The organism is Billgrantia sulfidoxydans (assembly GCF_017868775.1).
In the GTDB taxonomy this organism is placed as follows: domain Bacteria; phylum Pseudomonadota; class Gammaproteobacteria; order Pseudomonadales; family Halomonadaceae; genus Halomonas; species Halomonas sulfidoxydans.
Genome location: NZ_CP053381.1, coordinates 476,568 through 500,221, shown reverse-complemented (window position 1 = coordinate 500,221; position 23,654 = coordinate 476,568). Strand labels below are relative to the sequence as shown.

Genomic DNA, 23,654 nt, shown 5'->3' with positions numbered 1-23,654 from the left:
CACCATGTCCGATTCCCGACCCCGACAACCGCGCCTGGCCGTCAAGCTGCTCGACGAGCGGCTGCACGACTACATGCCCCGCTACGCCACCCTGGGCTCCGCCGGGATGGACCTGCGTGCGCTGCTCGATGCGCCGTTGACCCTCGAGCCCGGCCAGTGCGAACTGGTGCGCACCGGGCTCGCGATCCATATCGGCGACCCGGGCCTGGCCGGCCTGATCCTGCCGCGCTCCGGGCTGGGCCACAAGCACGGCATCGTGCTCGGCAACCTGGTGGGTCTGATCGATTCCGACTACCAGGGCGAGCTGATGATCTCCGTGTGGAACCGCGGCACCAACACCTTCGTGCTGGAGCCCTTCGAGCGCCTGGCCCAGTATGTGCTGGTACCGGTGGTCCAGGCCGAGCTCGACGTCGTCGACGACTTCGAGGCCAGCCTACGCGGTGAAGGCGGCTTCGGCAGCTCGGGCCGCCACTGACCGCAGGAACGCCGCAAGCGTCCCAAGGAGCGGTGACGCCCGGCAGCGCCGTCGTAACCTGGCATCAACGAACCCACCACTGTCTGACAAGGAACCGCTATGAGCCAAGTCGAGAACAGCCCCGTACCGGCCTCCATCTTCCGCGCCTACGATATTCGCGGCATCGTCGACGACACCCTGACCGAGGCGACCGTCGAGCAGATCGGCCGAGCCATCGGCTCGGAGGCCGCCGCCCGCAACGAGTCCACCGTGGTGGTGGCCCGCGACGGCCGCCTCTCCGGCCCGCGGCTGAGCGAGGCGCTGATGCGCGGCCTGACCGCCGCCGGCCGCGACGTGATCGACATCGGCATGGTGCCCACGCCGGTGCTCTACTTCGCCACCCATGTCCTCGAAGGCACCGCCTCGGGGGTGATGGTCACCGGCAGCCACAATCCGCCGGACTACAACGGCTTCAAGATCGTGCTGGGCGGCGAGACGCTCTCCGGCAAGGCGATTACCGCGCTGTACAAGCGCATCGAGTCCGGCGACCTGACCGAAGGTCAGGGCAGCGTGCGGCACGAGGACGTACGCGACGCCTACCTCGAGCGCATCGTCGGCGACATCCGTCTCGAGCGCCCGCTCAAGGCGGTGGTCGACTGTGGCAACGGCGTGGCCGGCGAGCTGGGGCCCAAGCTGATCGAGCGGCTCGGTGCCGACACCGTGCCGCTGTTCGCCGAGATCGACGGCAACTTTCCCAACCACCACCCCGACCCGGGCAAGGTGGAGAACCTGCAGGACGTGATGCGTGCGGTGAAGGAGACCGGCGCCGACATCGGCCTGGCTTTCGATGGCGACGGCGACCGCCTCGGCGTGGTCACGCCGAGCGGCAAGCTGATCTACCCCGATCACCTGATGATGGCCTTCGCCGAGGACATGCTGTCGCGCAATCCCGGCGCCCGCGTGATCTTCGACGTCAAGTGCACCGGCAACCTGGCGGGCGTGGTCGAGCGGGCCGGCGGCACGCCGGAGATGTGGCGCACCGGGCACTCGCTGATCAAGGCGCGCATGAAGGAGACCGGGGCTCAGCTCGCCGGCGAGATGAGCGGCCACATCTTCTTCCAGGAGCGCTGGTACGGCTTCGACGACGGCATCTACGGCGCCGCCCGGCTGCTGGAGATCCTCTCCAAGCAGGAAGACGACGCCGACACCTTCTTCGCCCGCTACCCGCAGGACCTCGGCACGCCGGAGATCAACGTCCACGTGACCGACGAGAACAAGTTCGAGCTGGTCGACAAGCTGGCCCGCGAGGGTGACTTCGGCGAGGACGGCGTCAAGACCACCCTCGACGGCATCCGCGTCGACTATCCCGACGGCTGGGGGCTGTGCCGCGCCTCCAATACCACGCCGGTGCTGGTGCTGCGCTTCGAGGGCAAGAGCGACGCCGCCCTCGAGCGTATTCGTAACCGTTTCGCCGACGCCCTCAAGCAGGTCGACCCGGCGCTGACGCTGCCGAGCTGACGGCGGCGTTTCGTATCCCCGAGGAAGGACCATGACCGAAACGACTCGTGACCCGCGGTTGGTAGTGGAAGTGCTCTCCGAGGCACTTCCCTACATCCAGCGTTTCTCCGGCAAGACCGTCGTCGTCAAGTACGGCGGCAACGCCATGACCGAAGATGCCCTAATCGACTCCTTCGCCCGCGACATGGTGCTGATGAAGGAGGTCGGCATCAATCCCGTGGTGGTACATGGCGGCGGCCCGCAGATCGGGGAATTGCTGGCCAAGCTCAAGATCGAGTCGCGCTTCGTCAATGGCATGCGGGTTACCGACTCGCAGACCATGGATGTGGTAGAAATGGTGCTCGGCGGGCTGGTCAACAAGGAGATCGTCAACCTGATCAACCAGTGCGGCGGCAAGGCGATCGGCCTCACCGGCAAGGACGGCGCCCAGATCCGCGCACGCCAGCTCAAGGTGGCGCACAAGACGCCGGAAATGACCGCCCCCGAGATCATCGACATCGGCCACGTGGGCGAGGTCGAGCATGTCTCCACCGACCTGATCGAGATGCTCGCCGAGCGCGACTTCATTCCGGTGATCGCCCCCATCGGCGTCGACGCCAAGGGTCACAGCTACAACATCAACGCCGACCTGGTGGCGGGCAAGGTGGCCGAGGCGCTGGGGGCGGAGAAACTGATGCTGCTGACCAACGTGGCCGGCCTGATGAACGCCGAGGGCGAGGTGCTCACCGGGCTGACCACCGCCCAGGTGGACGCCCTGATCGCCGACGGCACCATTCATGGTGGTATGCTGCCCAAGATCCGCTGCGCGCTCGACGCCGTGAAGGGAGGCGTACGCAGTGCGCATATCATCGATGGCCGCGTGGCGCATGCCACGCTGCTGGAAATCTTCACCAACGCCGGGGTCGGCACCCTGATCACCGATGCCGACCAGCAAGGGAACGACAGCGCCTGAAGAGGCACTCGCCCCGTGCCGGCCATGGGGCGAGCACCTCCGGCCACCCAATAACCAGAAGACATACTTCGACATGACGCAGGCAACACAGACCTCCAGCCGGCGCGAGCAGATCCTGCAGGCGCTCGCCCTGATGCTGGAAGAAGACAGCGGCAAACGCATCACCATCGCGGCGCTGGCGCGCCAGGTGGGCGTTTCCGAAGCCGCCCTCTACCGCCATTTCCCGAGCAAGGCACGCATGTTCGAGGGGTTGATCTCGTTCATCGAGGAGACCCTGTTCGAGCGCATCAGCCGCATCCTCGACGAGATGCACGAGGCCGTGCCGCGCTGCGGGCAGATCCTCACCCTGCTGCTGGCCTTCGCCGAGAAGAACCCGGGCCTCTCGCGCCTGCTGGAGGGCGACGTCCTGACCGGCGAGACCGAGCGGCTGCGGCTGCGTATCCACCAGCTTTTCGAACGCCTGGAGACCCAGCTCAAGCAGGTGCTGCGCGAAGCCGAACTGCGCGAACGGCAGCGTACCGTACTGCCGGTATCGGCCACCGCCAACCTGCTGATGGCCGTGGCGGAGGGGCGCATCTCCCAGTACGTGCGCAGCGACTTCCAGCGTCGCCCCACCGAGCACTGGGACGACCAGTGGGCGCTGCTCTCGGCCCAGCTGATGCGCACGCCGATCACCCAGAGCGCGTAGGCGCCCAGCCCGCCAAGCAAAAGCCCCGGTTCACGGAACCGGGGCTTCGTCGTCGGGGCAATGTGGCGCTCAGGCCGCCAGGGTGTCGCCCAGCTGCTGGCGGATCTTCTTCATGGCGTTCTTCTCGAGCTGTCGGATGCGCTCGGCGGAGACGCCGTAGACATCGGCCAGATCGTGCAGCGTGGCCTTGTCGTCGGCCAGCCAACGGCGCTGGAGGATGTCGCGGGAACGCTCGTCCAGCGCCTCCAGGGCCATCTTCAGGCGACGATTGGCATCGTCTTCCCAGTCGCTGTCCTCGAGCTGGACGGCGGGGTCGGAGCCGTCATCGTCCAGGTAGTGGACCGGCGCCTGGTAGGCGGCCTCCTCGTCGTCGCTCGGCGAGACGTCGAAGCCGGCATCGTGGGCCGAGAGGCGGCCCTCCATCTCGCGCACCACCTCGGGCTTGACGTCGAGGTCGCGGGCGATGGCGTCGACCTCGTCGTTGTTCAGCCAGGCCAGGCGCTTCTTGGCGCTGCGCAGGTTGAAGAACAGCTTGCGCTGGGCCTTGGTGGTGGCGATCTTGACGATGCGCCAGTTGCGCAGCACAAATTCGTGGATCTCGGCCTTGATCCAGTGCACGGCGAAGGAGACCAGCCGCACCCCCTGGTTGGGGTCGAAGCGCTTGACGGCCTTCATCAGACCCACGTTGCCCTCCTGGATCAGGTCGGCCTGGGGCAGGCCATAGCCGGAGTAGCTGCGTGCGATGTGCACGACGAAGCGCAGATGCGACAGCACCAGGCGACGCGCCGCCTCCAGGTCGCCTTCGTCGTGAAGGCGGAAGGCGAGTTCGCGCTCTTCCTCGGCGGTCAGCATGGGAATGCCATTGACCGCCTGGATGTACCCGTTGAGGTCATGTCCCGGTGAGAGCTGGCCCACCGGAAGAAGACTGGTGCTCATAGCAGGTTGTCTCCCTGAAAACCCATCTACATAAAGACCGATGTCTGTTTCAACCGCTTGTTTGACGATCGAATATCGATAATGTTCCCTGTCTGGCGACAGGGTGGCAGATGCCGCACGATGTCGCCAGCGAGCGGATGCGGCCGGTATCGCCAGAGGATGGGCCTATCGGGGCCGCACCTCCGCGAGGTGGCGGCTCACGGCGATCCAGGCACCCAGCCAGCCCAATAGTGTACTGCACAACAGCAGCGTTGCCGAGCCCCCCGGCCCCAGCCGCGGCAGTGTGAAGGTGGCACCGTAGCTCGCCGCCAGGGCGCTGACCGGCGCCGCCAGCCACTGGTTGCCGAGCCCCAGCAGCCCACAGGCGAGCAGGCCGCCGCCGAGCCCGTACCAGGCCCCGCTGTAGAGGAAGGGGCGGCGCACGAAGGCATGGGTGGCACCGATCAGCATCACCACCTCGATCTCCTGGCGGCGGCTCTCCACCGCCAGGCGGATGGTGTTGCCCACCACCAGCAGCACGCCCAGGCCGAACAGCACGCCGAGCGCCAGGGCCAGGCGGCTGCCCAATTCGGCCAGGTGGCGCAGCCGCTCGAGCCAGGCCAGGTCGAGCCGCACCTCGTCGACGCCGCTCAACGTCTCGAGTTCGCCGGCGAGCCGGCGCACTGCCTCGGGGGCCGGGTCGACGGGCACCACCACGATGCTGGCCGGCAGCGGGTTGTCCTCGAGCCGACCCAAGGCATCGTCCAGCCCCAGCGCCTGCTGGAACTCCGCCATGCCTTCGGCGGCAGTGATCAGGCGGCTGCGGGCGACGCCCTGCTGGGCGGCCACGGCCTCGCCGATACGCCCGGCCTGGGCCTCGTCCACGTGGCGCTCCAGGTAGGCCGTCAGGGTAGCGCTCTCGTCGAGTTCGGCATCGAGCAGGCGCGCACTGTCCAGCGCCAGCCACAGCGCCGCCGGCAATACCAGGGCAATGGCAATGGCGAGCATGGTGAGCAGGCTGCCGATGGGGGCTCGCAGCAGGCGCCGGGCACTATCGAGGCACATGGCACGATGGTGGCGCAGCCAGCCGCGAAAGCGGCTGGAGGAGCGGGTGCGCTGAGTGCGCGCGCCGCGCGGCGGCGCGGGCGGCTGCCGGCTCATGCGGCCTCCTCGTCGGCCACCAGGCGCCCATCGCGCAGGCGCAGCACGCGGTGCCGCAGGCGGGCGATCAGCGCCAGGTCGTGGCTGGCGATCATCACGGTGGTGCCGATGCGGTTGAAGTCCTCGAACAGCGCCATGATGTCGGCCGAGAGCTGCGGGTCGAGGTTACCGGTAGGCTCGTCGGCGAGCAGCAGCGAGGGCTTGTTGACCACCGCCCGGGCGATACCCACCCGCTGCTGCTCGCCGCCGGAGAGCTCGATGGGCAGTGCCTTCTCCCGATGCAGCAGCCCCACCTTGTCCAGCGCCGCGCGCACCCGGCGTGCCGCCTCACGCGGGTCGACCCCGCGGATCTCCAGCGGCAGCGCCACGTTGTGGAAAATGGAGCGGTCGAGCAGCAGTTGGTGGTCCTGGAACACGACGCCGATCTGGCGGCGGTAATAGGGCACCTGGCTGGGGTGCAGGCGGCCGATGTCGTGCCCGGCGACCAGCACCCGGCCGCGAGTCGGCCGCTCCAGCAGCATGATCAGGCGCAGCAGCGAACTCTTGCCGGCGCCCGAATGGCCGGTGAGGAAGAGCATCTCGCCGCGCTGCACGCGGAAATCGATGTTGGCGAGTGCCTCGAAGCGCCCGCCGTAACGTTTCCCCACATGCTCGAAGAGGATCATGACGAGGCGGCAGCCCCCTCGTCGCCCTGGTCGAAGAGGGCGTCGACGAAATCGCGGGCCTCGAAGGGACGCAGGTCGTCGAGGCCCTCGCCCACGCCGATGAAGCGGATCGGCGTGCCGAGCTGCTTGGCCAGGGCAAAGATGATGCCGCCCTTGGCGGTACCGTCGAGCTTGGTCAGGGTGATGCCGGTGACCGGCACCGCCTCGTTGAAGGTATTGGCCTGGGACAGCGCGTTCTGGCCGGTGCCGGCATCGAGCACCAGCATCACCTCGTGAGGGGCACCCCCGTCGAGTTTGCCCATTACCCGGTGCACCTTCTTGAGCTCTTCCATCAGGTGGCTCTTGTTGTGCAACCGCCCGGCGGTGTCGGCGATCAGCACGTCAACCTTGCGCGCCTTGGCCGAAGCCACGGCATCGTAGATCACCGAGGCGCTGTCGGCGCCGGTGTGCTGGGCGATCACCGGTACCTTGTTGCGCTCGCCCCATACCTTGAGCTGCTCCACCGCGGCGGCACGGAAGGTGTCGCCGGCGGCCAGCATCACGCTGCGCCCCTCGCGCTGGAAGCGCTGGGTCAGCTTGCCGATGGTGGTGGTCTTGCCGACACCGTTGACGCCGACCACCAGGATCACGAAAGGCCCTTCGCTCTTGGCCGGCAGCACGAGAGGCTTGGCCACGGCGTCGAGCATCACGGCGAGTTCGTCCTGCAGCGCACGATAGAGTGCCTGGGGCTCCTTGAGCTCCTTGCGCGAGACGCGCTCGGTAAGACGCTCGATGATCTCGCTGGTGGCCTCGATCCCCACGTCGGCCATCAGCAGTTGGGTCTCGAGGTCCTCGATCAGCTCGTCGTCGATCTGCTTCTTGCCCAGGAACAGCCCGGCGACACCCTCGGTGAGGTTGGCGCGGGTCTTGCCCAGGCCCGAGCGGATGCGCGCGAACCAGCCCCGCTTCTCGGCGGCCGGTTTCTCCTGCAGCGCCGGGCGGGCAGGCTCGGGTTCGGGTTCGGGTTCGGGTTGTGATTGAGGCTCGGGCTCGGGTTCGGGTTCGGGTTCGGGTTCGGGTTGTGATTGAGGCTCGGGCTCGGAGGCCAGCGCCTCCTCACGCAGCACCTCGTTCTCCTCTTCCCGGCCGACCTCATCGACTGCTTCGGTCCGGTCACGCACCTCATCCGCCGCCGGGCCAGCCATGGCGGTCTCCTCGGGGCGCGGGGCGTCGACGACGTCCGGCTCGGCGGGCGCCGCCTCCCGCTCCGCCTCGGCAGCCGTTTCACTCGTCGGCGCACCTTCGCGGGACGCCTCCTCCTCGTGCTCTTCATCAGGCTGAGTCGACTGCCGCTCCTGCTGCTCTTCCTGCTGGGATTCCTGCTGCTTCTTGCGCTTGAAAAAACCGAACATGGGGGAATTCAGCCTCACGGGTGAATGATCGCTACATCCTAACACCGCGCACCATGACTGTGGACACGGCGCCGGGTACAATTCCGCCGCATGACACGTCGCCGCTCCTCCCCTCGTTCACGCTCCCGCCCCGGCGCTCGCCCGTCCAAGGGTAGCGGCCGCCTGCGCATCATCGGCGGCGAGTATCGCCGACGCCTGCTGCCGGTACTCGACAGCCCGGGCCTGCGCCCCACGCCCGACCGGGTGCGCGAGACCCTGTTCAATTGGCTGGCCGCGGCCACGCCGGGCGCACAGGCGCTCGACCTGTTCGCCGGCACCGGCGCACTGGGTCTCGAAGCGCTTTCCCGCGGCGCGGCCTCGGTGCTGTTCGTCGAACGCGACGCCAGGGTCGCCGGAGCTCTTGCGGACAACCTCCGCACCCTGGGCGCCAGCGAGCGGGGCCGGGTGCAGGCCGGGGATGCCCTCGCCCTGCTCGCCGCCGGGTCGGCCGACGCTGCCTTTACCCTGGTCTTCCTTGATCCACCCTTCCGCCAAGGCCTGGCGGAGCCCTGCTGCGAATACCTGGAGCGGGGCTGGCTCGCCGCGGAGGCGTGGATCTACCTGGAGGCCGAAACGGCGCTCGACGTACACGTTCCCGCCAACTGGGCGCTGCATCGCGAGGTGCGGGCCGGCGATAGTACCGGGCGACTCTACCGGCGCCGGTAGTCAGCCGGCCCGGCGTCGCCGTTCGGCTACGCTTGCCGAGCCTTGGCCTCGGCGTTACGCTGCGCAACGGAATCAGCGCGGGCAGGCGCCCGCCCCGGCAGGACGTCATTCAGGAGAACACGATGAGCACCGAACTCTTCAACCGGCTCGAACAGAAAGTGGCCAGTGCCGTCGAGGCCCTGGAACTGCTGAAGATGGAGGCCGAGGAACTGCGCGAGGAGAACAGCCGGCTGAAGCACGAGCGCGAGGAGTGGGAGCGCCGCCTGACCGCGCTGCTGGGCAAGTTCGACGAGGTGGAAACCGAACGAGGCTGAGCCCTGGCGTTTCCGGCCGTGCGTCCTGGCGCCTCACCGCACCAGCCGTCTCAAGGCCGACGCGACATCAGAACGGCATCCTCCCTGCGTGCGTCGGCCGCCTCCTCCAGGGGCGGGTAATAGCCGCGGCGCCGCCCATCCTCGCCGAAGCCCGCGTGGCGATAGAGTTCGATGGCCGGCACATTGCCCGCTCTTACCTCGAGCAGCAGCCGCTCGCTGCCCCATTGCCGGCACTGCTCGATCGTCGTTTCCAGCAGCTCGGCGGCCAGGCCGCGCCGACGCATGTCGGGCGCCACCAGCATGGCCTGCAGTTCCGCCTCGAAGGGCAGCCTGGCGACCACGGCATGGCCGACGAGCCGGCCGGCCATCTCCGCCCCCAGTACCAGACAGCCGGCATCGCTCAGGGCGGCCTCGAGCTGGCGACGTGACCAGGGGCGCAGCTGACAGTTCTCCAGCGCCACCAGGCGCCCCAGATCGTCGGTCGTCAACCGATGGATGGCGAGTTCAGTCATCGGTCTCGCTGTCAGACCGGGACCAGGCCCGCCGCCACTCCAGCAGGGTAGGCCACAGTTCACGCTTGGCCGCGGCGCTCTGCGCCAGCTCGCCCAGCGCGGGCCCCTGCCACGCGGGCAGGCCAAGCAGCTCGAATGCGCCCTGCTGCGGGCCAAGCAGCCGATCCAGGGCTTCGTCGCGACCGAACACCAGGATACGTTCGAGCGCCCAGCCCCGTCGACGCGTGCCTTCGATGAAGGCCTGCAGCCCCTCGCGCGCCTCTTCCAGCGGCGCCTCGACCGGCAGGTTCTCCATCGGCGGCCAGCGAAACGTCTCGAAGACCAGCGAGGGCTCGGCTGCGATCCCGGCCGCCTGCAGCAGGTTGCCCAGCAGCTGTCCCTGGTCGCCCGGCGGCGCCTCCCCGGGCACGGTCACCAGCCAGCGCCCTGCCAGGCACGCCACCTGCAGGGTGAAGCGCAGCGGCTCCTGGCCCGGCTTTGCCGCCTCGGGAGCCGCCGCCTCGCTGGCCGCCGGCCCGGCCTCCTCATCGGCAGAGGCGATGCCCAGCAGCTGACGAGCGCGGTTGGGAGACGACGCTCTCGGCGGCTCCGCGGCCGGTGGTCCGGGAGGGGCCTGGCGCGCGGCGGCATCCGCCTCGTCGAGCAGCGCATGCAGGCGCTCGGCGGGCGGCGTGGCGGCGGGCCGCTCGGGCAGCTCCCACGCGCAGGCCTCGGTCGGCCGTGCGTGGGGCAGCCGGTAACGCGCCACCCAGGCCGTCAGCCCCATCGCCTCCAGGTACTGCAGACGCTGCGGTTCGGTAGTCACGCACCGGCACCACGGCAGTTGGGGGAGTCGGGGCGCGCCTCGCCGCGGGCGGCCCACTCCTGCGGGGTATAGAGATGCAGGGCCAGGGCATGCACCGGCCCCGAGAGCTCATCGGCCAGCAGCGCATAGAGACGCTGGTGGCGCTTCACCGGCATCAATCCCTGGAAGTGTTCGGACACCACCGTGACCTTGAAGTGGGTTTCGGAATTGGCCGGCACGGCATGCCGATGACTCTCGTTCTCCACCGCCACATGGGTGGGTTCGAGGGCCTGCAGCTTCTCTTCGATATCGGCCTGAACGCTCATGAGGGCTCCTCGATCATGGATGTCAGGTCATTGTACTCGCTTGCTCGGCGACTGCACCTGCGCGGCCTCCTCGCGACAGCCCGCCTGGGCGGCGCCGGCCAGTGACACCCGCGCCAGGCTGGCCAGGAGCGCCAGCAGGCAGGCCAGGCAGCCAGCCCACAGCGTGGCCTGCACCGGCGCATTGGCCGCCATGAAGGCACCGACCAGCGCCACGCCGAGGGATTGGCCCACGGTACGCGTGGTGCTGAGCACGCCCGAGGCGCTGGTGCTCAGTTCGTGCGGCGCACTGGTCATCATTTCGCGGTTGTTGGGCGGCTGGAACAGACCGAAGCCGATGCCGCACAGTGCCGTGCGCCACAGGCTGTCCAGCACACCGGCCGCCTGCGGCAGCAGCGCCAGCGAGGCGAGCCCCAGCATCAGCACCACCAGCCCCAGGCTGGCCATGAGGCTGGGATTCATCCGGTCGGCCAGGCGACCGGCCAGGGGGCCGACCAGCATGATGGCCAGCGGCCAGGGTGTGAACAGCCAGGCGGTGTGCAGCGGCGAGAACCCCATCTCCTGCTGGTAAAGAAACGACAGCGCGACGAAGGCCAGCCCCTGACCGACGAAGGCGAGCCCCGACGCCGACACCGCCAGGCGGAAGCGCGGCACCCGAAACAGCCGTGGCGGCAGCAGTGGGTGGCTGGCCCGGCGCTGGCGGCGCAGGAACAGCCCGCCCGTCACCACGCTGAGCGTCAGCCAGGCCAGCGACTGCCACGGCGCCGCACCGTGGCCCAGGGTATCCATGGCCAGGAAGAAGCTTCCCAGCGTGACCACCGAGCCCAGCGCCCCGCGACCGTCGAAGCCGCCGCGGCGCCCCTTCTCGCGGGGCAGCGCACGCCACGCCAGCCACAGCGCGACAAGCCCCAGCGGCAGGTGCAGGGCGAACAGCCAGGGCCAGCTGACCACCGACAGCACCAGCCCACCCAAGGCCGGTCCGGCGGCATAGCCGCCCGCTACCACCAGGGCGGAAAGCCCCAAGGCACTGCCTAGCAGGCGAGTGGGAAAGATCGAGCGATAGAGCGATGGGCCGATGGAGAGCGTGGCCGCCGCCCCGAGCCCCTGCAGGGCCCGAAAGAGCAGCAGCCACTCCAGGCTGCGCGACAGTGCCGCACCCAACGAGGCAACCACGAACAGCGCCAGCCCGGCCACGTAGAGCCGGCGGCGACTGATCATCTCGCTGAAGGAGGCGCACACCAGCAGGAAGGCGGCGCAGACGATCTGGAACAGGTTGGTGACCCAGACCGCGCGGGCGTCGGAGACCTCGAGGTCACGCGCCATGGATGGCAGCGCAATGTTGACCATGGTGACGTCGACCACGGCCATCAGCGTACCGAGGATCAGCGCCAGTACCGCCAGGCGTCGCTCGGGCCCCGGCAGGCCGTCGTCGCCGGGCCGGGTGGAAAAGAGTCGGCTCATTCGGTTCCCATCAGGGCTTGGTACATAACGAGAAAACCGGCCGCAGCCGGTTCTCGAAGATCAACGAAGGAGCGAATCAGTCCTGATCCGTCTCCAGCAGCAGGGAATCGTCGACCTCGGAGATCTCCAGCGCCGTCTCGTCGTCGAGGTCGATGGCCAGGTAGCTGTGCTCGACCTGCAGGAAGCGCTGGAACAGCGCCCAGTCCAGAGCCTCGGGCCACTGGCGCTCGTCCTCTTCCCAGGCGCGCAGCTCGGTCTCGAGGATCTCGAGGTAGCGCTCCCGCACGAAGGCCTCCAGCGCCTCCGGGGTGTCCATCTCGGGAATCAGGTAGACGGTGCTTTCGCGTTCGACGTCGGCCAGGGTGAGGTCGTCCTCCCCCATGGTGGGTTCCAGGGCGTTGATCCAGTCCACGAAGTGCCGGGTCGGCCTGACGCTCAGGGCGGAGCGGTTGAGCAGTTTCATCGCGGTCTCCTCGACGTCGAAACGGTGATCATTATGGGCGCTAGCGCCGCCGCTTACCAATACTTCCGCCGGTTCGACACCGAGAGGCCCGGGGCTTTACCGGGGGCAGGCCTTCGAGGAGGCGCTGTGAACCCATCCCTGGGCGCTACTTTTGCCCTGCTTCGCTCTCGCATCCTGCTCCGCTTGCAGGACCGGGGCTGGCCATCCATGGCCAGCCCGTTCGGAGCAATGCTCCTCACCCATGGCAAAAGACCTCCTCTTCGGCCTCCCCCCGGCGCCCCTCGCTTAACCACCGCAAGTAGCGGAAGGAGGCGAGCAAAGGCCAGGCTAGGCGCTCAGGTGTTCGCTGGCGGTGTGTACGAATTTGTACATGAGCAAAGCGAACTCCTGAGCAACAACGCCTGGCCGAAGCGCAGCCCCTTCACTCCACCTCAGGACGCATGGCCGGGAACAGCAACACATCCCGGATCGAGGCGCTGTCGGTGAACAGCATGACCAGGCGGTCGATGCCGATGCCCTCACCGGCGGTGGGCGGCAGGCCGTACTCCAGCGCGCGCACGTAGTCGGCGTCGTAGTACATCGCCTCGAGGTCGCCGGCCTCCTTCTCCGCGGCCTGGGCGCGGAAGCGCTCGGCCTGGTCCTCGGCGTCGTTGAGCTCCGAGAAGCCGTTGGCGATCTCTCGCCCGCCGACGAAGAACTCGAAGCGCTCGGTGACGAATGGGTCGCTGTCCTTGCGCCGCGCCAGCGGGCTCACCTCGGTGGGGTAGTCGGTGATGAAGGTCGGGTCCTTCAGGCGGTGCTCGACGGTCTTCTCGAAGATCTCGATCTGGATCTTGCCCAGGCCCCAGCCATCCTTGACGTCGATGTCCAGGCGCTCGGCGATCTGCCGTGCGGCGGCCTCGTCGGCCAGTGCCTCGGCGTGAATGTCCGGGTTGAACTCGAGGATCGAGTCGAACACGCTGATGCGCCTGAGCGGCTTGCCGAAGTCGTATTCGTAGGTCTCGAGCACTTCGCCCTCGGCGCTGCGCACGGTGTTGACCACCGTGGTGGTGCCCAGCACCTTGAGCGCGACGGCGCGCAGCATCTCCTCGGTGAGGTCCATCAGGTCATGGTGGTTGGCGTGTGCCTGGTAGAACTCGACCATGGTGAACTCGGGGTTGTGGCGCGTCGACAGCCCTTCGTTGCGGAAGTTGCGGTTGATCTCGAAGACCTTCTCGAAGCCGCCCACCACCAGGCGCTTGAGGTAGAGCTCGGGAGCGATGCGCAGGTACATGTCGATGTCCAGCGCATTGTGGTGGGTGATGAAGGGCCGCGCGGTGGCGCCCCCGGGGATCGGCTGCAGCATGGGGGTCTCGACCTCCATGAAGCCGCGCTCCTCGAAGAAGCGGCGCATGGCGCTGATCACCCCGGCGCGGGTCTCGAACACCTTGCGCGAATCGGGGTTCATGATCAGGTCGACGTAGCGCTGGCGATAGCGCGCCTCCATGTCGGTCAGGCCATGGAACTTGTCCGGCAGCGGGCGCAGGCTCTTGGTCAAGAGCCTGGCCTCCTCCATCATCACGTAGAGGTCGCCCTTGCCCGACTTGTGCACCGGGCCGCGGGCCGCCACGATGTCGCCGATGTCCCAGCCCTTGATATCCTCCAGCACCTCTTCCGCCAGCCCCTTCTTGTCGACGTAGAGCTGGATCGTGCCGGAGGGGTCCTGGATCACCAGGAACGGGCCGCGCTTGCGCATGATGCGCCCGGCCACTGCCGCCGGCCGGTGCAGCGACTCCAGCTCGTCCTTGTCCTTCTCACCCAGCTCGGCCACGAGGTCGGCCGCCAGGCTGTCGCGGCGAAAATCGTTGGGGAAGGCGCTGCCGCCGGTGGCATCGGCGCGCTCGCGGCGCGCCGCCAGCTTGGCCCGACGCTCGGCGATCAGACGGTTCTCGTCGGTCTGGGGGCTTTCCGGGGAGGAGCTCTGGTTGGCCATCTCGCTACCTGTTAGCAGTCACAATATGCGGTGTTGTAAACGCGACTAGCGCCGCGCGAGCGAAGCTGAGACAAGGCGCCCCTCAACGCGAGAACGGAGCTGACTGTCGTCAATGAGACTCTCGAGTTGAGGGGCAACGCCGTATCAGCAAGCGCAGCAGGCTATAGCCCCTGCTTCAAGCTGGCTTCGATGAAGGCGTCCAGGTCACCGTCCAGCACCCGGTCGCAGTTGCTGGTTTGCACGCCGGTCCGCAGGTCCTTGATGCGCTGGTCGTCGAGCACATAGGAGCGGATCTGGCTACCCCAGCCGATATCGGCCTTGGAGTCTTCCGCCTCCTGCTTGGCGGCATTGCGCTTCTCCATCTCGTGCTCCCACAGCTTCGCCTTGAGCTGCTTCATGGCGAAGTCGCGGTTGGCGTGCTGGCTGCGCTGGCTCTGGCAGGCCACCACGATGCCGGTGGGCTCGTGGGTGATACGCACCGCGGAATCGGTGGTGTTGACGTGCTGACCGCCCGCGCCGCTGGAGCGGTAGGTGTCGACGCGCAGATCCGCCGGGTTGATCTCGACCTCGAAGCTGTCGTCGATCTCCGGCGACAGGAACACCGAGGCGAATGACGTGTGGCGACGGCCGCCGGAGTCGAACGGGCTCTTGCGCACCAGGCGGTGCACGCCGGTCTCGGTACGCAGCCAGCCGAAGGCGTGGTCGCCCTGCACGTGAATCGTGGCCGACTTGATGCCCGCCACCTCACCGGCGGAGAGCTCGGTGATCTCGGTCTTGAAGCCGTGTTGCTCGCACCAGCGCAGGTACATGCGCAGCAGCATGTTGGCCCAGTCCTGGGCTTCGGTGCCGCCGGAACCGGCCTGGATGTCGAGGTAGGCGTTGTTGGCGTCCATCTCGCCCGAGAACATGCGCCGGAACTCGAGCTTCGCCAGGCTCTCCTGGAGCCCATCGAGCTCCCTCTTCACCTCGGCGACGGTGTCTTCGTCCTCTTCCATCTCGGCCAGCTCGAGCAGGTCGCGGCTGTCCGCCAGGCCCTGGTCGAGTTCGTCGATGGTCTCGACGATGGCCTCGAGGGAGGCACGTTCCTTACCCAGCTTCTGGGCGTACTCGGGGTCGTTCCACACGCCCGGGTCTTCCAGCTCGCGGGTGACTTCCTCTAGCCGATCCTTGCGTTCGGCATAGTCAAAGATACCCCCTCAGGACGTCTGTCCGCTCGGCCAGGTCCTTGATGAGGTTGTGAATGGGGTTGGTTTCCAGCATGGGCTCGCTCGCCTGGTTCGCTTGGAGAACGGCTGCCGGGCAGGCCATGGACCCGCCCCGGCAGCGCGGAAAAGGCGACTATTGTAGCCAACTCGGCGCTGCGACGCATCCTCGCCCGCCGCGACCCTCGGCGATGTCCCATCAGCGGACTGGACAAAGTCGCACGTTGCCGCCATGGTTAATTCTACTAAGATCCACTGAATTGACAGTGGAATCACCATCCAATAACAAGATACAAGGAGAAACACGCTGATGGAACTCGCATCTCGCTTGCGCCCTGCGCTCCGCTCCGCCGCCCTCATGGCCAGCCTCGCCGCCCTGCCGCTTCAGGCCGACACGCTGCGTATTGCCATCATGGGCGAGCCCGCCTCCCTCGACCCCCACAAGATCAGCGGCACCTGGGAGAACGACGTGGCGGGCGATCTCTTCGAGGGGCTGGTCACCGAAGCCGCCGATGGGGAGCGCATCCCCGGGGTGGCCGAGTCGTGGGAGATCTCGGAGGACGGCACGGCCTACACCTTCCAGATTCGCCAGGATGCCCGCTGGTCGGATGGCGAGCCGGTCACCGCCGAGGACTTCGTCTTTGCCTTCCGCCGCATCCTAGACCCCGCCACCGCCGCCGACTATGCCTATCTGCTCTATCCGGTGAAGAACGCCGAGGCGGTCTACGGTGGCGAGGCGGAGCCCGAAACGCTGGGCATCGAGGCGCTCGACGCCCATACCCTGCAGATCACCCTGGAGCGCTCGACGCCCTATTTCCTCGACCAGCTCTCCCACTACACCGCCTATCCCGTTCCCCAGCACGTGGTGGAGGAGCACGGCGACCGCTGGTCGCGGCCCGACAACCTGGTCTCCAACGGCCCGTTCAAGGTCCAGCGCTGGCAGTCGCAGACACGCATCGAGGCGGTACGCAACGAGCACTTCCATGATGCCGACAGCGTCGCGCTCGATCAGGTGATCTACTTCCCCATCGAGGAGCGCAACACCGCCCTCAACCGCTTCCGCGCCGGGGAGATCGACGTGGCGCGCGAGTTCCCGACCCAGCAGTACGGCTGGCTGCAGGACAACCTGCCCGAAGCGACCCACACCGCCCCCTTTCTGGGGATCTACTACTACGTGCTCAACTCCCGCGAGGGCCATCCCACGGCGGATCCGCGCGTGCGCGAGGCCCTGAGCCTGGCCGTGCGGCGTGAAGTGATTACCGAGCAGATCCTGGGCACGGGCGAGGAGCCGGCCTACAGCTTCGTTCCGCCCGGCGTCAGCCATTACGAACCGGCGACGCTCGATTTCGCCGATATGTCCCAGGATGAGCGCATGGCACGCGCCCGCGAACTCATGACAGAGGCGGGCTATAGTCCCGACAATCCGCTCCAGCTCAACCTGCGCTACAACACCAGCGAGGACCATCGCAAGGTGGCCATCGCCATCGCCGCCATGTGGGAGCCACTGGGCGTCGAGGTCGACCTGTTCAACTCCGAGGTCGCCGTGCACTATGCCGATCTCAGACAGGGCAAGTTCGACGTGGGCCGTGCCGGCTGGATCGGCGACTACAACGATGCCCAGAACTTTCTCAGCCTGCTGGAGAGCGGCGTGGCCAACAACTACGGGGCCTACTCCAACGAGGAGTTCGATGCCCTGATGCGCGAGGCCGCCGAGACCCAGGAGCTCGACCGGCGCGGCGAGATCATGACCGAAGCCGAGCGCCTGGCGCTCGAGGACAACGCTACCTTGCCCATCTACTACTACGTCTCGCGCAATCTGGTGAACCCCGCCCTGCAAGGCTGGGAGAACAACATCGAAGACATCCATCGCTCACGCTGGGTTTCCTTCGAAGATTGATTTTTCTCCATCAAGCCTGACGAGGCCCCGGGCGACCGGGGCCGGGGGATGCCATGCTGCTCTATGTCTTCAAGCGCCTGTTCCAGGCCATTCCCACCCTGCTGATCGTCATTACCCTGTCGTTCTTCCTGATGCACCTGGCGCCGGGAGGACCGTTCGACGGCGAACGCCAGCTGCCGGCGGAGATCGAGGCCAACCTGCGCGCGGCCTACCATCTCGACCAGCCGGTGTGGAAGCAGTACCTGATCTACCTGGGCAACCTGCTGCAGGGCGATTTCGGCCCCTCCTTCCGCTACAAGGATTTCACCGTCACCGAGCTGATCGCGCAGGGGTTTCCGGTCAGCCTCGAGCTCGGCCTGTGGGCCATCGCCCTGGCCATCGCGCTGGGGCTTCCGCTCGGCATCGTGGCGGCGCTGCGACGCAACACGAGCGTCGACTACCTGGTCATGGGCACGGCACTGGCGGGGGTTGCCATTCCCAACTTCGTCATCGCGCCGATCCTCGCCCTGGTCTTCGGCGTGCTGCTGGCGTGGCTGCCGGTGGGCGGCTGGAACGACGGACACTGGCGCAACATGGTGCTGCCGGTGGTGGCGCTGTCGATTCAGCAGATCGCCTACACCGCCCGCATGACCCGGGCCAGCATGATCGAGGTGCTGGGCAGCCACTACATCCGCACCGCCCGCGCCAAGGGCCTGACGGAGCGCGAGGTGATCTGGCGCCATGCGCTGCGCCCCTCCTTGCTGCCGGTGATTTCGTACCTGGGGCCGGCCATCGCCGGGATCATCACCGGCTCGGTGGTGATCGAGCAGATCTTCGGCATCCCCGGCATCGGCCGCTACTTCGTCCAGGCCGCGCTGAATCGGGACTACACACTGGTGATGGGCACGGTGGTGTTCTACGGCATCCTGATCGTGCTGCTCAACCTGATCGTCGATCTCCTCTACTCCGCACTCGACCCGCAGATCCGCTATGACGACTGAACAAACGACCCCCCATCCGGGCGCCGGCGACCTACCGGTGGGCGATAGCCTGGGAAAAGACGCCTGGCGTCGCCTCAAGCAGAACCACGCCGCCATGGTCAGCCTGGTGCTGCTGACCGTGATCGCGCTTGCCTGCGTGGCGGGGCCCTGGCTCACGCCCTGGGGGCTCAACGAAGTGGACTGGGCCGCCTTCAACGCACCGCCCAGCCTCGCCGACGGCCATTACGCAGGAACCGATGCCAACGGTCGCGACCTGCTCACGCGAACGCTCTTCGGCGGCCAGATCTCGCTCTCGGTGGCCGTGGTGGCCACCTTCGTCTCGCTGGTGATCGGCGTGCTCTATGGCGCCGTGGCCGGCTACCTCGGGGGGCGCGTCGACAGCCTGATGATGCGCTTCGTCGACATCATGTACTCGCTGCCGTTCATGTTCCTGGTGATCCTGCTGATGGTGGTGTTCGGCCGCAACATCCTGCTGATCTACGCCGCCATCGGTGCCGTCGAATGGCTCGACATGTCGCGCATCGTGCGCGGCCAGACGCTGGCGCTCAAGCGCCGCGAGTTCGTCGAGGCCGCCCGCGCCCTGGGGGTGAAATCGAGCACCATCGTCACGCGCCACCTGATTCCCAACACCCTCGGTCCGGTGATCGTCTACGTCACGCTCACCGTGCCCAAGGTGATCCTGCTGGAGAGCTTCCTGTCGTTCCTGGGGCTCGGGGTGCAGGAGCCGATGACCAGTTGGGGCGTGCTGATCAGTGAAGGCGTGGACATGATGCAGAGCGCCCCCTGGATGCTGCTGGTGCCATCGACCTTTCTTGCGCTCACCCTGCTGTGCCTGAACTTTCTCGGTGACGGGCTGCGTGACGCCCTCGACCCTCGCACTCGCTAAAGGAGGCCTGCATGTCTCAGCCATTACTGGAGCTCGATCACCTGCAGGTCGACTTCGCCCTGCCCCACGGGAAGGTGCCGGCGGTCAAGGAGGTGAGTTTCTCTCTCGCCGAAGGCGAGACCCTGGCGCTTGTGGGGGAGTCCGGCTCGGGCAAGTCGGTCTCCTCCACGGCCATCCTGCGCCTGCTCCCGGAGTTCGCCTCGACCCGCGGCGCCATCCACTGGCACGGTCGCCAGGGCCGGGAGGAACTGCTCGACGTCCCCCTCCGGCGCATGCGACACATCCGCGGCAATGAGATCTCGATGATCTTCCAGGAGCCGATGACCTCGCTGAACCCGCTGCAACGGATCGGACACCAGGTGCGCGAGGTGCTCGACAAGCACACCACGCTGCGCGGCCAGGCGGCGAAGCGGCGAGTGATCGAACTGTTCGAGCAGGTCGGCATTCCCGAGCCGGAGCGCCGCGCGTCGAGCTATCCCCATGAGCTCTCCGGCGGCCAGCGTCAGCGCGTGATGATCGCCATGGCGCTGGCCTGTGAGCCGCGGCTGCTGATTGCCGATGAACCCACCACGGCGCTGGACGTCACCGTCCAGGCGCAGATCCTGACGCTGCTCAAAGACCTGCAGCGCCAGTACGGCATGGCCATCCTGTTCATCACCCACGACCTGGGCATCGTCCGGCACTTCGCCGACCGCGTCTGCGTGATGCGCCATGGCGAGGTGGTCGAAAGCGCCCCGACCCGGGAGCTGTTCGCCTCCCCCCGCCACGACTACACGCGCATGCTGATCGACGCCGAGCCGCACGGACGCAAGGCGCCGGTAGCGGAAAGCGCCCCGGTGATCATGCAGGCTCGCGACCTCAAGGTGCGCTTCGCCCTCAAGAAGCGCCTGTTCCGACCCAGCGACTACTTCGAGGCGGTGCGCGGCATCGACCTCACCATTCGCCAGGGCCAGACGGTGGGGATCGTTGGCGAATCGGGTTCCGGCAAGTCGACGCTGGGCCGGGCGCTGCTGAGATTGCTGCAGAGCTCGGGCGACGTGCGCTTCGAGGATACCGACCTGACCCACCTCGACAGCAGCACGTTGCGCCCACTGCGCTCGCGCATGCAGGTGGTGTTCCAGGACCCCTTCGGCTCGCTGTCGCCACGCCTGACGGTGGGCGAGATCGTTAGTGAAGGCCTGCGCGTCCACTATCCGGAGCTGACCCGCCAGCAGCGCATCGCTCGAGTGATCGAGGCGCTGCAGGAAGTGTCGCTGGACCCTGCCACGCGGCAGCGCTACCCCCACGAGTTCTCCGGCGGCCAGCGCCAGCGCATCGCCATTGCCCGCGCGCTGGTGCTCAAGCCGCGCTTCCTGCTGCTGGACGAGCCGACCTCGGCGCTCGACCGTTCAGTGCAGGCCACGGTGATCGAGCTGCTGCGAACGCTGCAGCAACGCCACGGCCTGACCTACCTGTTCATCAGCCACGATCTCGCCGTGGTGCGCGCGCTGGCCGATACCGTGCTGGTGATGAAGGAGGGACGGGTGGTCGAACAGGGCGCGACCGAGGCCCTGTTCCGCTCCCCCCGCGAGGCCTATACCCGCGAGCTAATACATGCGGCTTTTCTCACCGAGGCAGCCTAGCAGCCCAACGCACAAGGCCCGGCAGTGCCGGGCCCGGGGAGTATCAACCTCGGAGAGTTTCGATACGATCAGAAGCGGTAGGTCAACTGAGCACCGAAGCCATGGGCCTCGTTCTTGTAGTCGGCGGTGTAGGTCAGTTGAGTCTCCGCTATCGTGCCAGCATGATCCGTGCGAGTCTGATCCACCTGCGTACTGCGCTCGGTCAGATAAGAGTATGCGAAGTCCAGCGTCAGATTCTCCGTAGGCGTCCAGCCGGCACCGATGGAGAAGATGCGGCGATCGTCGGAGGGAATCCGCGCGCTGCGATACTGGTCGCTGGTTGGCGTAAAGTCGAGCGTTACACCGGCACGCAGCGCCAGCTGCGGGTTGAGCTGGTATTCACCGCCGACCCCATAAGCCCAGGCATTCGAGTAGTCCTGAGTCTCCAGGGTGATAGTGTCGCCCCCATCATTCGTTACATGGATTTCATCGAAGCGGCTCCAGCGAACCCAAGAGGCACCCGCCATCAGCTTCAAGCGGTCGCTCATCTGCTGGGTCACGGAGAAGTTGACGGTTTCTGGCGTCACCAAGTTCAAGCGTGCATTGTCCTCCAACGCTGCACCTGTAAGGGGATTGGTAGCGACCGAACCATCGGGATTGGTTGCCCTATAGGTGCCCGTAAGGTCGTAATCGACCTTCGAGCGGTAAGTCAGACCCAGCGTGGTCTCCGGAACCGGCTGGAAGATGACCCCCAGGTTATAACCCCAGGCATCGTCATCCCCTTCCACCCGTGAATCCAGATCCTGATCAGGATCCGCCATGCCAAAACCGGGCTGCGGCACTTGGCGCTGAAGTTCACCCTCCACACGGTTATAGGTAAGTCCAGCACCGATAGACCACTGGTCATTGAAGCGATAAGACACGGTGGGTTGAGCACTCATCACCTTCAGCTCGGTATAATTGCCCAGGTTGCGGCCAATGAAACCGTCTTCGTACTCGGTCTTCGAACCAAACGGTGCATAAACACCGAAACCGAAGGCCAGCTGCTCATTCACCGGATGCGCATAAAAAGCAAAGGGAATCAGGGTACCCGGCACCATATCGCCTTCAGAGGAACCGTCAACCGGCTGGGCAAACCCACCAGTAAGGAGGTTGGAGCGACTCGCCTCGGCATCGCTGATCTCGCTATTGACGTTCAGGTAGGTCCCGCCCGCTGTCAGCTGCGCGCGGTCGAGGAAGGACATGCCCGCCGGGTTGCCGAACACGATGGTGGCGTCGTTGACGTTGGAGCTCCGACCCGCGTGGCCATAGCCCTGGCCGCTGACACTCTGCTCGTTGATCTGATAACCGCCGGCGTTGGCCTGGCTGGTGAAAGCGGCAGCCGCGATGGCCACGGCCCAGGTGATCTTGTTGAACTTGTTCTGCATGGTCTCGACGTCCTCTATCCAGATGCGAGCTGGAGCTGTTTATGAGTTCCGCCCTCGCCGGAGCGGTGCCCTACCCGGTCAGTTTTCGCCAAACATCCGTTTGGATCAAGGCCAAACGTTCGTTTTAATACGAGAAATCCTCATCCTTTAGTTCTATTCCAGCGTAAGCCGTTGAACTTTTCCCTTGTGCGAAGCAACACGCCTACCCTGCAAGTGAGCGTCGCTGGCGAACGAACAGCGCCTGCTAAGCTGAAAACATTATGGTTGCAGGAGAAAACGCCATGCCCAAGCTCAACGGCGTTCTCGAAACCGCGCTCTACGTCGACGACATGGATCGGGCGCGGGTCTTCTTCGAAGGCGTGATGGGTCTCGAGCCCTTCAACGCCGACCACCGATTCACCGCCTACGACGCCGGCGCCGGCTCGGTGCTGCTGCTGTTCCTGCAGGGCGAGACGCTGGAGACCGTGGTGCTGCCCCACGACATGGGCACCATTCCGCCCCACGATGGCAAGGGGCGGGTGCATCTCGCCTTTGCCGTCTCGGCCCGCGAACTACCCGCCTGGGAGCGCCAGCTCGACGACCACGGCATCGCGATCGAGGGCCGCACCCATTGGCCTCGCGGCGGCGAAAGCCTCTATTTTCGCGATCCCGACGGCCACCTGATCGAGCTAGCGACGCCCGGCGTCTGGCCTAATTATTAGGAAACCCCCATATAGCGGCCGGGCTTGTGGTTAAGGGCAATGATCAGGTTCAGCGCCACGGCGCCGAGCACCGAGAGCCAGACCCGCTCCGGCGGCAGCACCAGGAAAGCGGCGAGCATGATCAGCCCGTCGATGCCGAGCTGCACGTAGCCGGCACGCAGGCCGTAGCGGCCCTGCAGGTAGAGCGCCAGGATGTTGATACCACCGAGGCTGGTGCGGTGGCGAAACAGCACCAGCATGCCGATGCCGATCAGGCTACCACCCATCAGCGAGGCGTAGAGCGGGTTCAGGCTGTCGAAGGCGACCCACTGGCCGGTCAGCTCGGAGAACAGCGACACCAGGGCGATGGCGACGAAGGTGCGCAGGGTGAACGACCAGCCCATGCGCTTCACCGCCAGGTAGTAGAACGGCAGGTTGATCAGGAAGAACCATACCCCGAAGCGCCAGCCGCTGGCGTACTGCAGCAGGAAGGCCATGCCGGCGGTACTGCCGGTGAGCAGCAGCGCCTGGGTATAGAAGGCGACGCCGAGGGCGACGAACAGCGTGCCCACCAGCATCGCCATCACGTCCTCGTAGGGGCGATGGGGATCGGTGGGGAGATCTTGTGGATCCATTCACGATTCCTTGGGAGGCGGGCATCGCGCCCGAACGGCCCGGATTCTAGCGGGTCGGGCCAGGGAAA

General features: G+C 66.7%; 24 protein-coding genes. 11 read left to right on the top strand and 13 right to left on the bottom strand.

Features of this window, described 5'->3' with window-relative positions; genetic code table 11:
• The first annotated feature begins 4 nt into the window (after window positions 1-4).
• The 4 genes from dut (at window position 5) to slmA (ending at window position 3,612) form a co-directional block, all read left to right on the top strand.
• Window positions 5-475 (top strand): dUTP diphosphatase, encoded by a 471-nt coding sequence (dut, locus tag HNO51_RS02375; RefSeq protein ID WP_209538383.1) that lies wholly within the window; start codon window positions 5-7, stop codon window positions 473-475.
• Between the two features lie 99 nt (window positions 476-574).
• On the top strand, window positions 575-1,972 hold the full coding sequence (locus tag HNO51_RS02370) for a phosphomannomutase/phosphoglucomutase (RefSeq protein ID WP_209538382.1): 1,398 nt from the start codon (window positions 575-577) through the stop codon (window positions 1,970-1,972).
• Between the two features lie 31 nt (window positions 1,973-2,003).
• A complete protein-coding gene (gene argB / locus HNO51_RS02365; RefSeq protein WP_209538381.1) occupies window positions 2,004-2,924 on the top strand; it encodes an acetylglutamate kinase in 921 nt (306 codons plus the stop codon).
• A 73-nt stretch (window positions 2,925-2,997) separates the two neighbouring features.
• Window positions 2,998-3,612 carry a nucleoid occlusion factor SlmA gene (gene slmA, locus HNO51_RS02360; RefSeq protein ID WP_197449460.1) on the top strand — a complete coding sequence of 205 codons (615 nt, stop codon included), beginning with the start codon at window positions 2,998-3,000 and terminating at the stop codon, window positions 3,610-3,612.
• Window positions 3,613-3,681: 69 nt separating this feature from the next.
• Here slmA and rpoH read toward each other — a convergent pair whose 3' ends face one another.
• The 4 genes from rpoH to ftsY form a co-directional block, all read right to left on the bottom strand.
• Window positions 3,682-4,548, bottom strand: coding sequence for an RNA polymerase sigma factor RpoH (gene rpoH, locus HNO51_RS02355; protein WP_197449459.1), 867 nt, complete (start codon window positions 4,546-4,548; stop codon window positions 3,682-3,684).
• 165 nt (window positions 4,549-4,713) lie between these two features.
• Window positions 4,714-5,688 (bottom strand): permease-like cell division protein FtsX, encoded by a 975-nt coding sequence (gene ftsX, locus HNO51_RS02350; protein ID WP_197449458.1) that lies wholly within the window; start codon window positions 5,686-5,688, stop codon window positions 4,714-4,716.
• Window positions 5,685-6,353 (bottom strand): cell division ATP-binding protein FtsE, encoded by a 669-nt coding sequence (gene ftsE, locus HNO51_RS02345; RefSeq protein WP_197449457.1) that lies wholly within the window; start codon window positions 6,351-6,353, stop codon window positions 5,685-5,687. Before ftsE ends, ftsX begins: the two co-directional genes overlap by 4 nt.
• A complete protein-coding gene (ftsY, locus tag HNO51_RS02340) occupies window positions 6,350-7,744 on the bottom strand; it encodes a signal recognition particle-docking protein FtsY (protein WP_209538380.1) in 1,395 nt (464 codons plus the stop codon). The genes ftsE and ftsY overlap by 4 nt, the downstream gene beginning before the upstream one ends.
• Window positions 7,745-7,834: 90 nt before the next feature.
• On the opposite strand from ftsY, the gene rsmD reads away from it, so the two are divergent.
• Window positions 7,835-8,449 carry a 16S rRNA (guanine(966)-N(2))-methyltransferase RsmD gene (rsmD, locus tag HNO51_RS02335; protein ID WP_197449455.1) on the top strand — a complete coding sequence of 205 codons (615 nt, stop codon included), beginning with the start codon at window positions 7,835-7,837 and terminating at the stop codon, window positions 8,447-8,449.
• 122 nt (window positions 8,450-8,571) lie between these two features.
• Entirely contained in the window at window positions 8,572-8,763 is a 192-nt protein-coding gene (locus HNO51_RS02330) for a cell division protein ZapB (RefSeq protein ID WP_197449454.1), read from the top strand.
• 50 nt (window positions 8,764-8,813) lie between these two features.
• On the opposite strand, the gene rimI is transcribed toward HNO51_RS02330, so the two are convergent.
• The 7 genes from rimI to prfB all read right to left on the bottom strand — a co-directional run bounded on the left by rimI (window position 8,814) and on the right by prfB (window position 15,538).
• Entirely contained in the window at window positions 8,814-9,275 is a 462-nt protein-coding gene (rimI, locus tag HNO51_RS02325; protein ID WP_209538379.1) for a ribosomal protein S18-alanine N-acetyltransferase, read from the bottom strand.
• On the bottom strand, window positions 9,268-10,080 hold the full coding sequence (locus tag HNO51_RS02320; protein WP_197449452.1) for a hypothetical protein: 813 nt from the start codon (window positions 10,078-10,080) through the stop codon (window positions 9,268-9,270). The genes rimI and HNO51_RS02320 overlap by 8 nt, the downstream gene beginning before the upstream one ends.
• Window positions 10,077-10,385 carry a BolA family protein gene (locus tag HNO51_RS02315; RefSeq protein ID WP_209538378.1) on the bottom strand — a complete coding sequence of 103 codons (309 nt, stop codon included), beginning with the start codon at window positions 10,383-10,385 and terminating at the stop codon, window positions 10,077-10,079. Before HNO51_RS02315 ends, HNO51_RS02320 begins: the two co-directional genes overlap by 4 nt.
• 27 nt (window positions 10,386-10,412) lie before the next feature.
• Complete coding sequence (locus HNO51_RS02310; protein WP_197449450.1) at window positions 10,413-11,843, bottom strand: MFS transporter; 1,431 nt, start codon at window positions 11,841-11,843, stop codon at window positions 10,413-10,415.
• Window positions 11,844-11,919: 76 nt separating this feature from the next.
• Complete coding sequence (locus HNO51_RS02305) at window positions 11,920-12,306, bottom strand: hypothetical protein (protein ID WP_197449449.1); 387 nt, start codon at window positions 12,304-12,306, stop codon at window positions 11,920-11,922.
• A gap of 421 nt (window positions 12,307-12,727) precedes the next feature.
• The gene (gene lysS, locus HNO51_RS02300; protein WP_209538377.1) at window positions 12,728-14,278 is read right to left on the bottom strand and encodes a lysine--tRNA ligase; all 1,551 of its coding nucleotides are present in this window, start codon (window positions 14,276-14,278) and stop codon (window positions 12,728-12,730) included.
• Between the two features lie 161 nt (window positions 14,279-14,439).
• A protein-coding gene (gene prfB, locus HNO51_RS02295) for a peptide chain release factor 2 (RefSeq protein ID WP_338035274.1) occupies window positions 14,440-15,538 on the bottom strand; the annotation gives its coding sequence in 2 pieces (ribosomal slippage) (window positions 14,440-15,462 and window positions 15,464-15,538; 1,098 coding nt in all).
• Between the two features lie 252 nt (window positions 15,539-15,790).
• Between prfB and HNO51_RS02290 the strand changes: the two genes are divergently transcribed.
• From HNO51_RS02290 to HNO51_RS02275, 4 genes are read left to right on the top strand one after another with little or no spacing between them, the layout of a single operon-like run.
• Window positions 15,791-17,377: a peptide ABC transporter substrate-binding protein gene (locus HNO51_RS02290; protein WP_242597184.1), complete on the top strand. Its 1,587-nt coding sequence runs from the start codon at window positions 15,791-15,793 to the stop codon at window positions 17,375-17,377.
• Between the two features lie 53 nt (window positions 17,378-17,430).
• Window positions 17,431-18,357: an oligopeptide ABC transporter permease OppB gene (gene oppB, locus HNO51_RS02285; protein ID WP_209538376.1), complete on the top strand. Its 927-nt coding sequence runs from the start codon at window positions 17,431-17,433 to the stop codon at window positions 18,355-18,357.
• Window positions 18,347-19,243: an ABC transporter permease gene (locus HNO51_RS02280; RefSeq protein ID WP_209538375.1), complete on the top strand. Its 897-nt coding sequence runs from the start codon at window positions 18,347-18,349 to the stop codon at window positions 19,241-19,243. Before oppB ends, HNO51_RS02280 begins: the two co-directional genes overlap by 11 nt.
• Window positions 19,244-19,254: 11 nt before the next feature.
• The gene (locus HNO51_RS02275) at window positions 19,255-20,865 is read left to right on the top strand and encodes an ABC transporter ATP-binding protein (RefSeq protein WP_209538374.1); all 1,611 of its coding nucleotides are present in this window, start codon (window positions 19,255-19,257) and stop codon (window positions 20,863-20,865) included.
• A 68-nt stretch (window positions 20,866-20,933) separates the two neighbouring features.
• On the opposite strand, the gene HNO51_RS02270 is transcribed toward HNO51_RS02275, so the two are convergent.
• Window positions 20,934-22,271 (bottom strand): OmpP1/FadL family transporter, encoded by a 1,338-nt coding sequence (locus tag HNO51_RS02270; RefSeq protein ID WP_209538373.1) that lies wholly within the window; start codon window positions 22,269-22,271, stop codon window positions 20,934-20,936.
• Between the two features lie 281 nt (window positions 22,272-22,552).
• Between HNO51_RS02270 and HNO51_RS02265 the strand changes: the two genes are divergently transcribed.
• Complete coding sequence (locus HNO51_RS02265; RefSeq protein WP_197449442.1) at window positions 22,553-22,972, top strand: VOC family protein; 420 nt, start codon at window positions 22,553-22,555, stop codon at window positions 22,970-22,972.
• Here HNO51_RS02265 and HNO51_RS02260 read toward each other — a convergent pair.
• The gene (locus HNO51_RS02260) at window positions 22,969-23,586 is read right to left on the bottom strand and encodes a YitT family protein (RefSeq protein WP_197449441.1); all 618 of its coding nucleotides are present in this window, start codon (window positions 23,584-23,586) and stop codon (window positions 22,969-22,971) included. The genes HNO51_RS02265 and HNO51_RS02260 overlap by 4 nt on opposite strands.
• Window positions 23,587-23,654 lie beyond the last annotated feature (68 nt).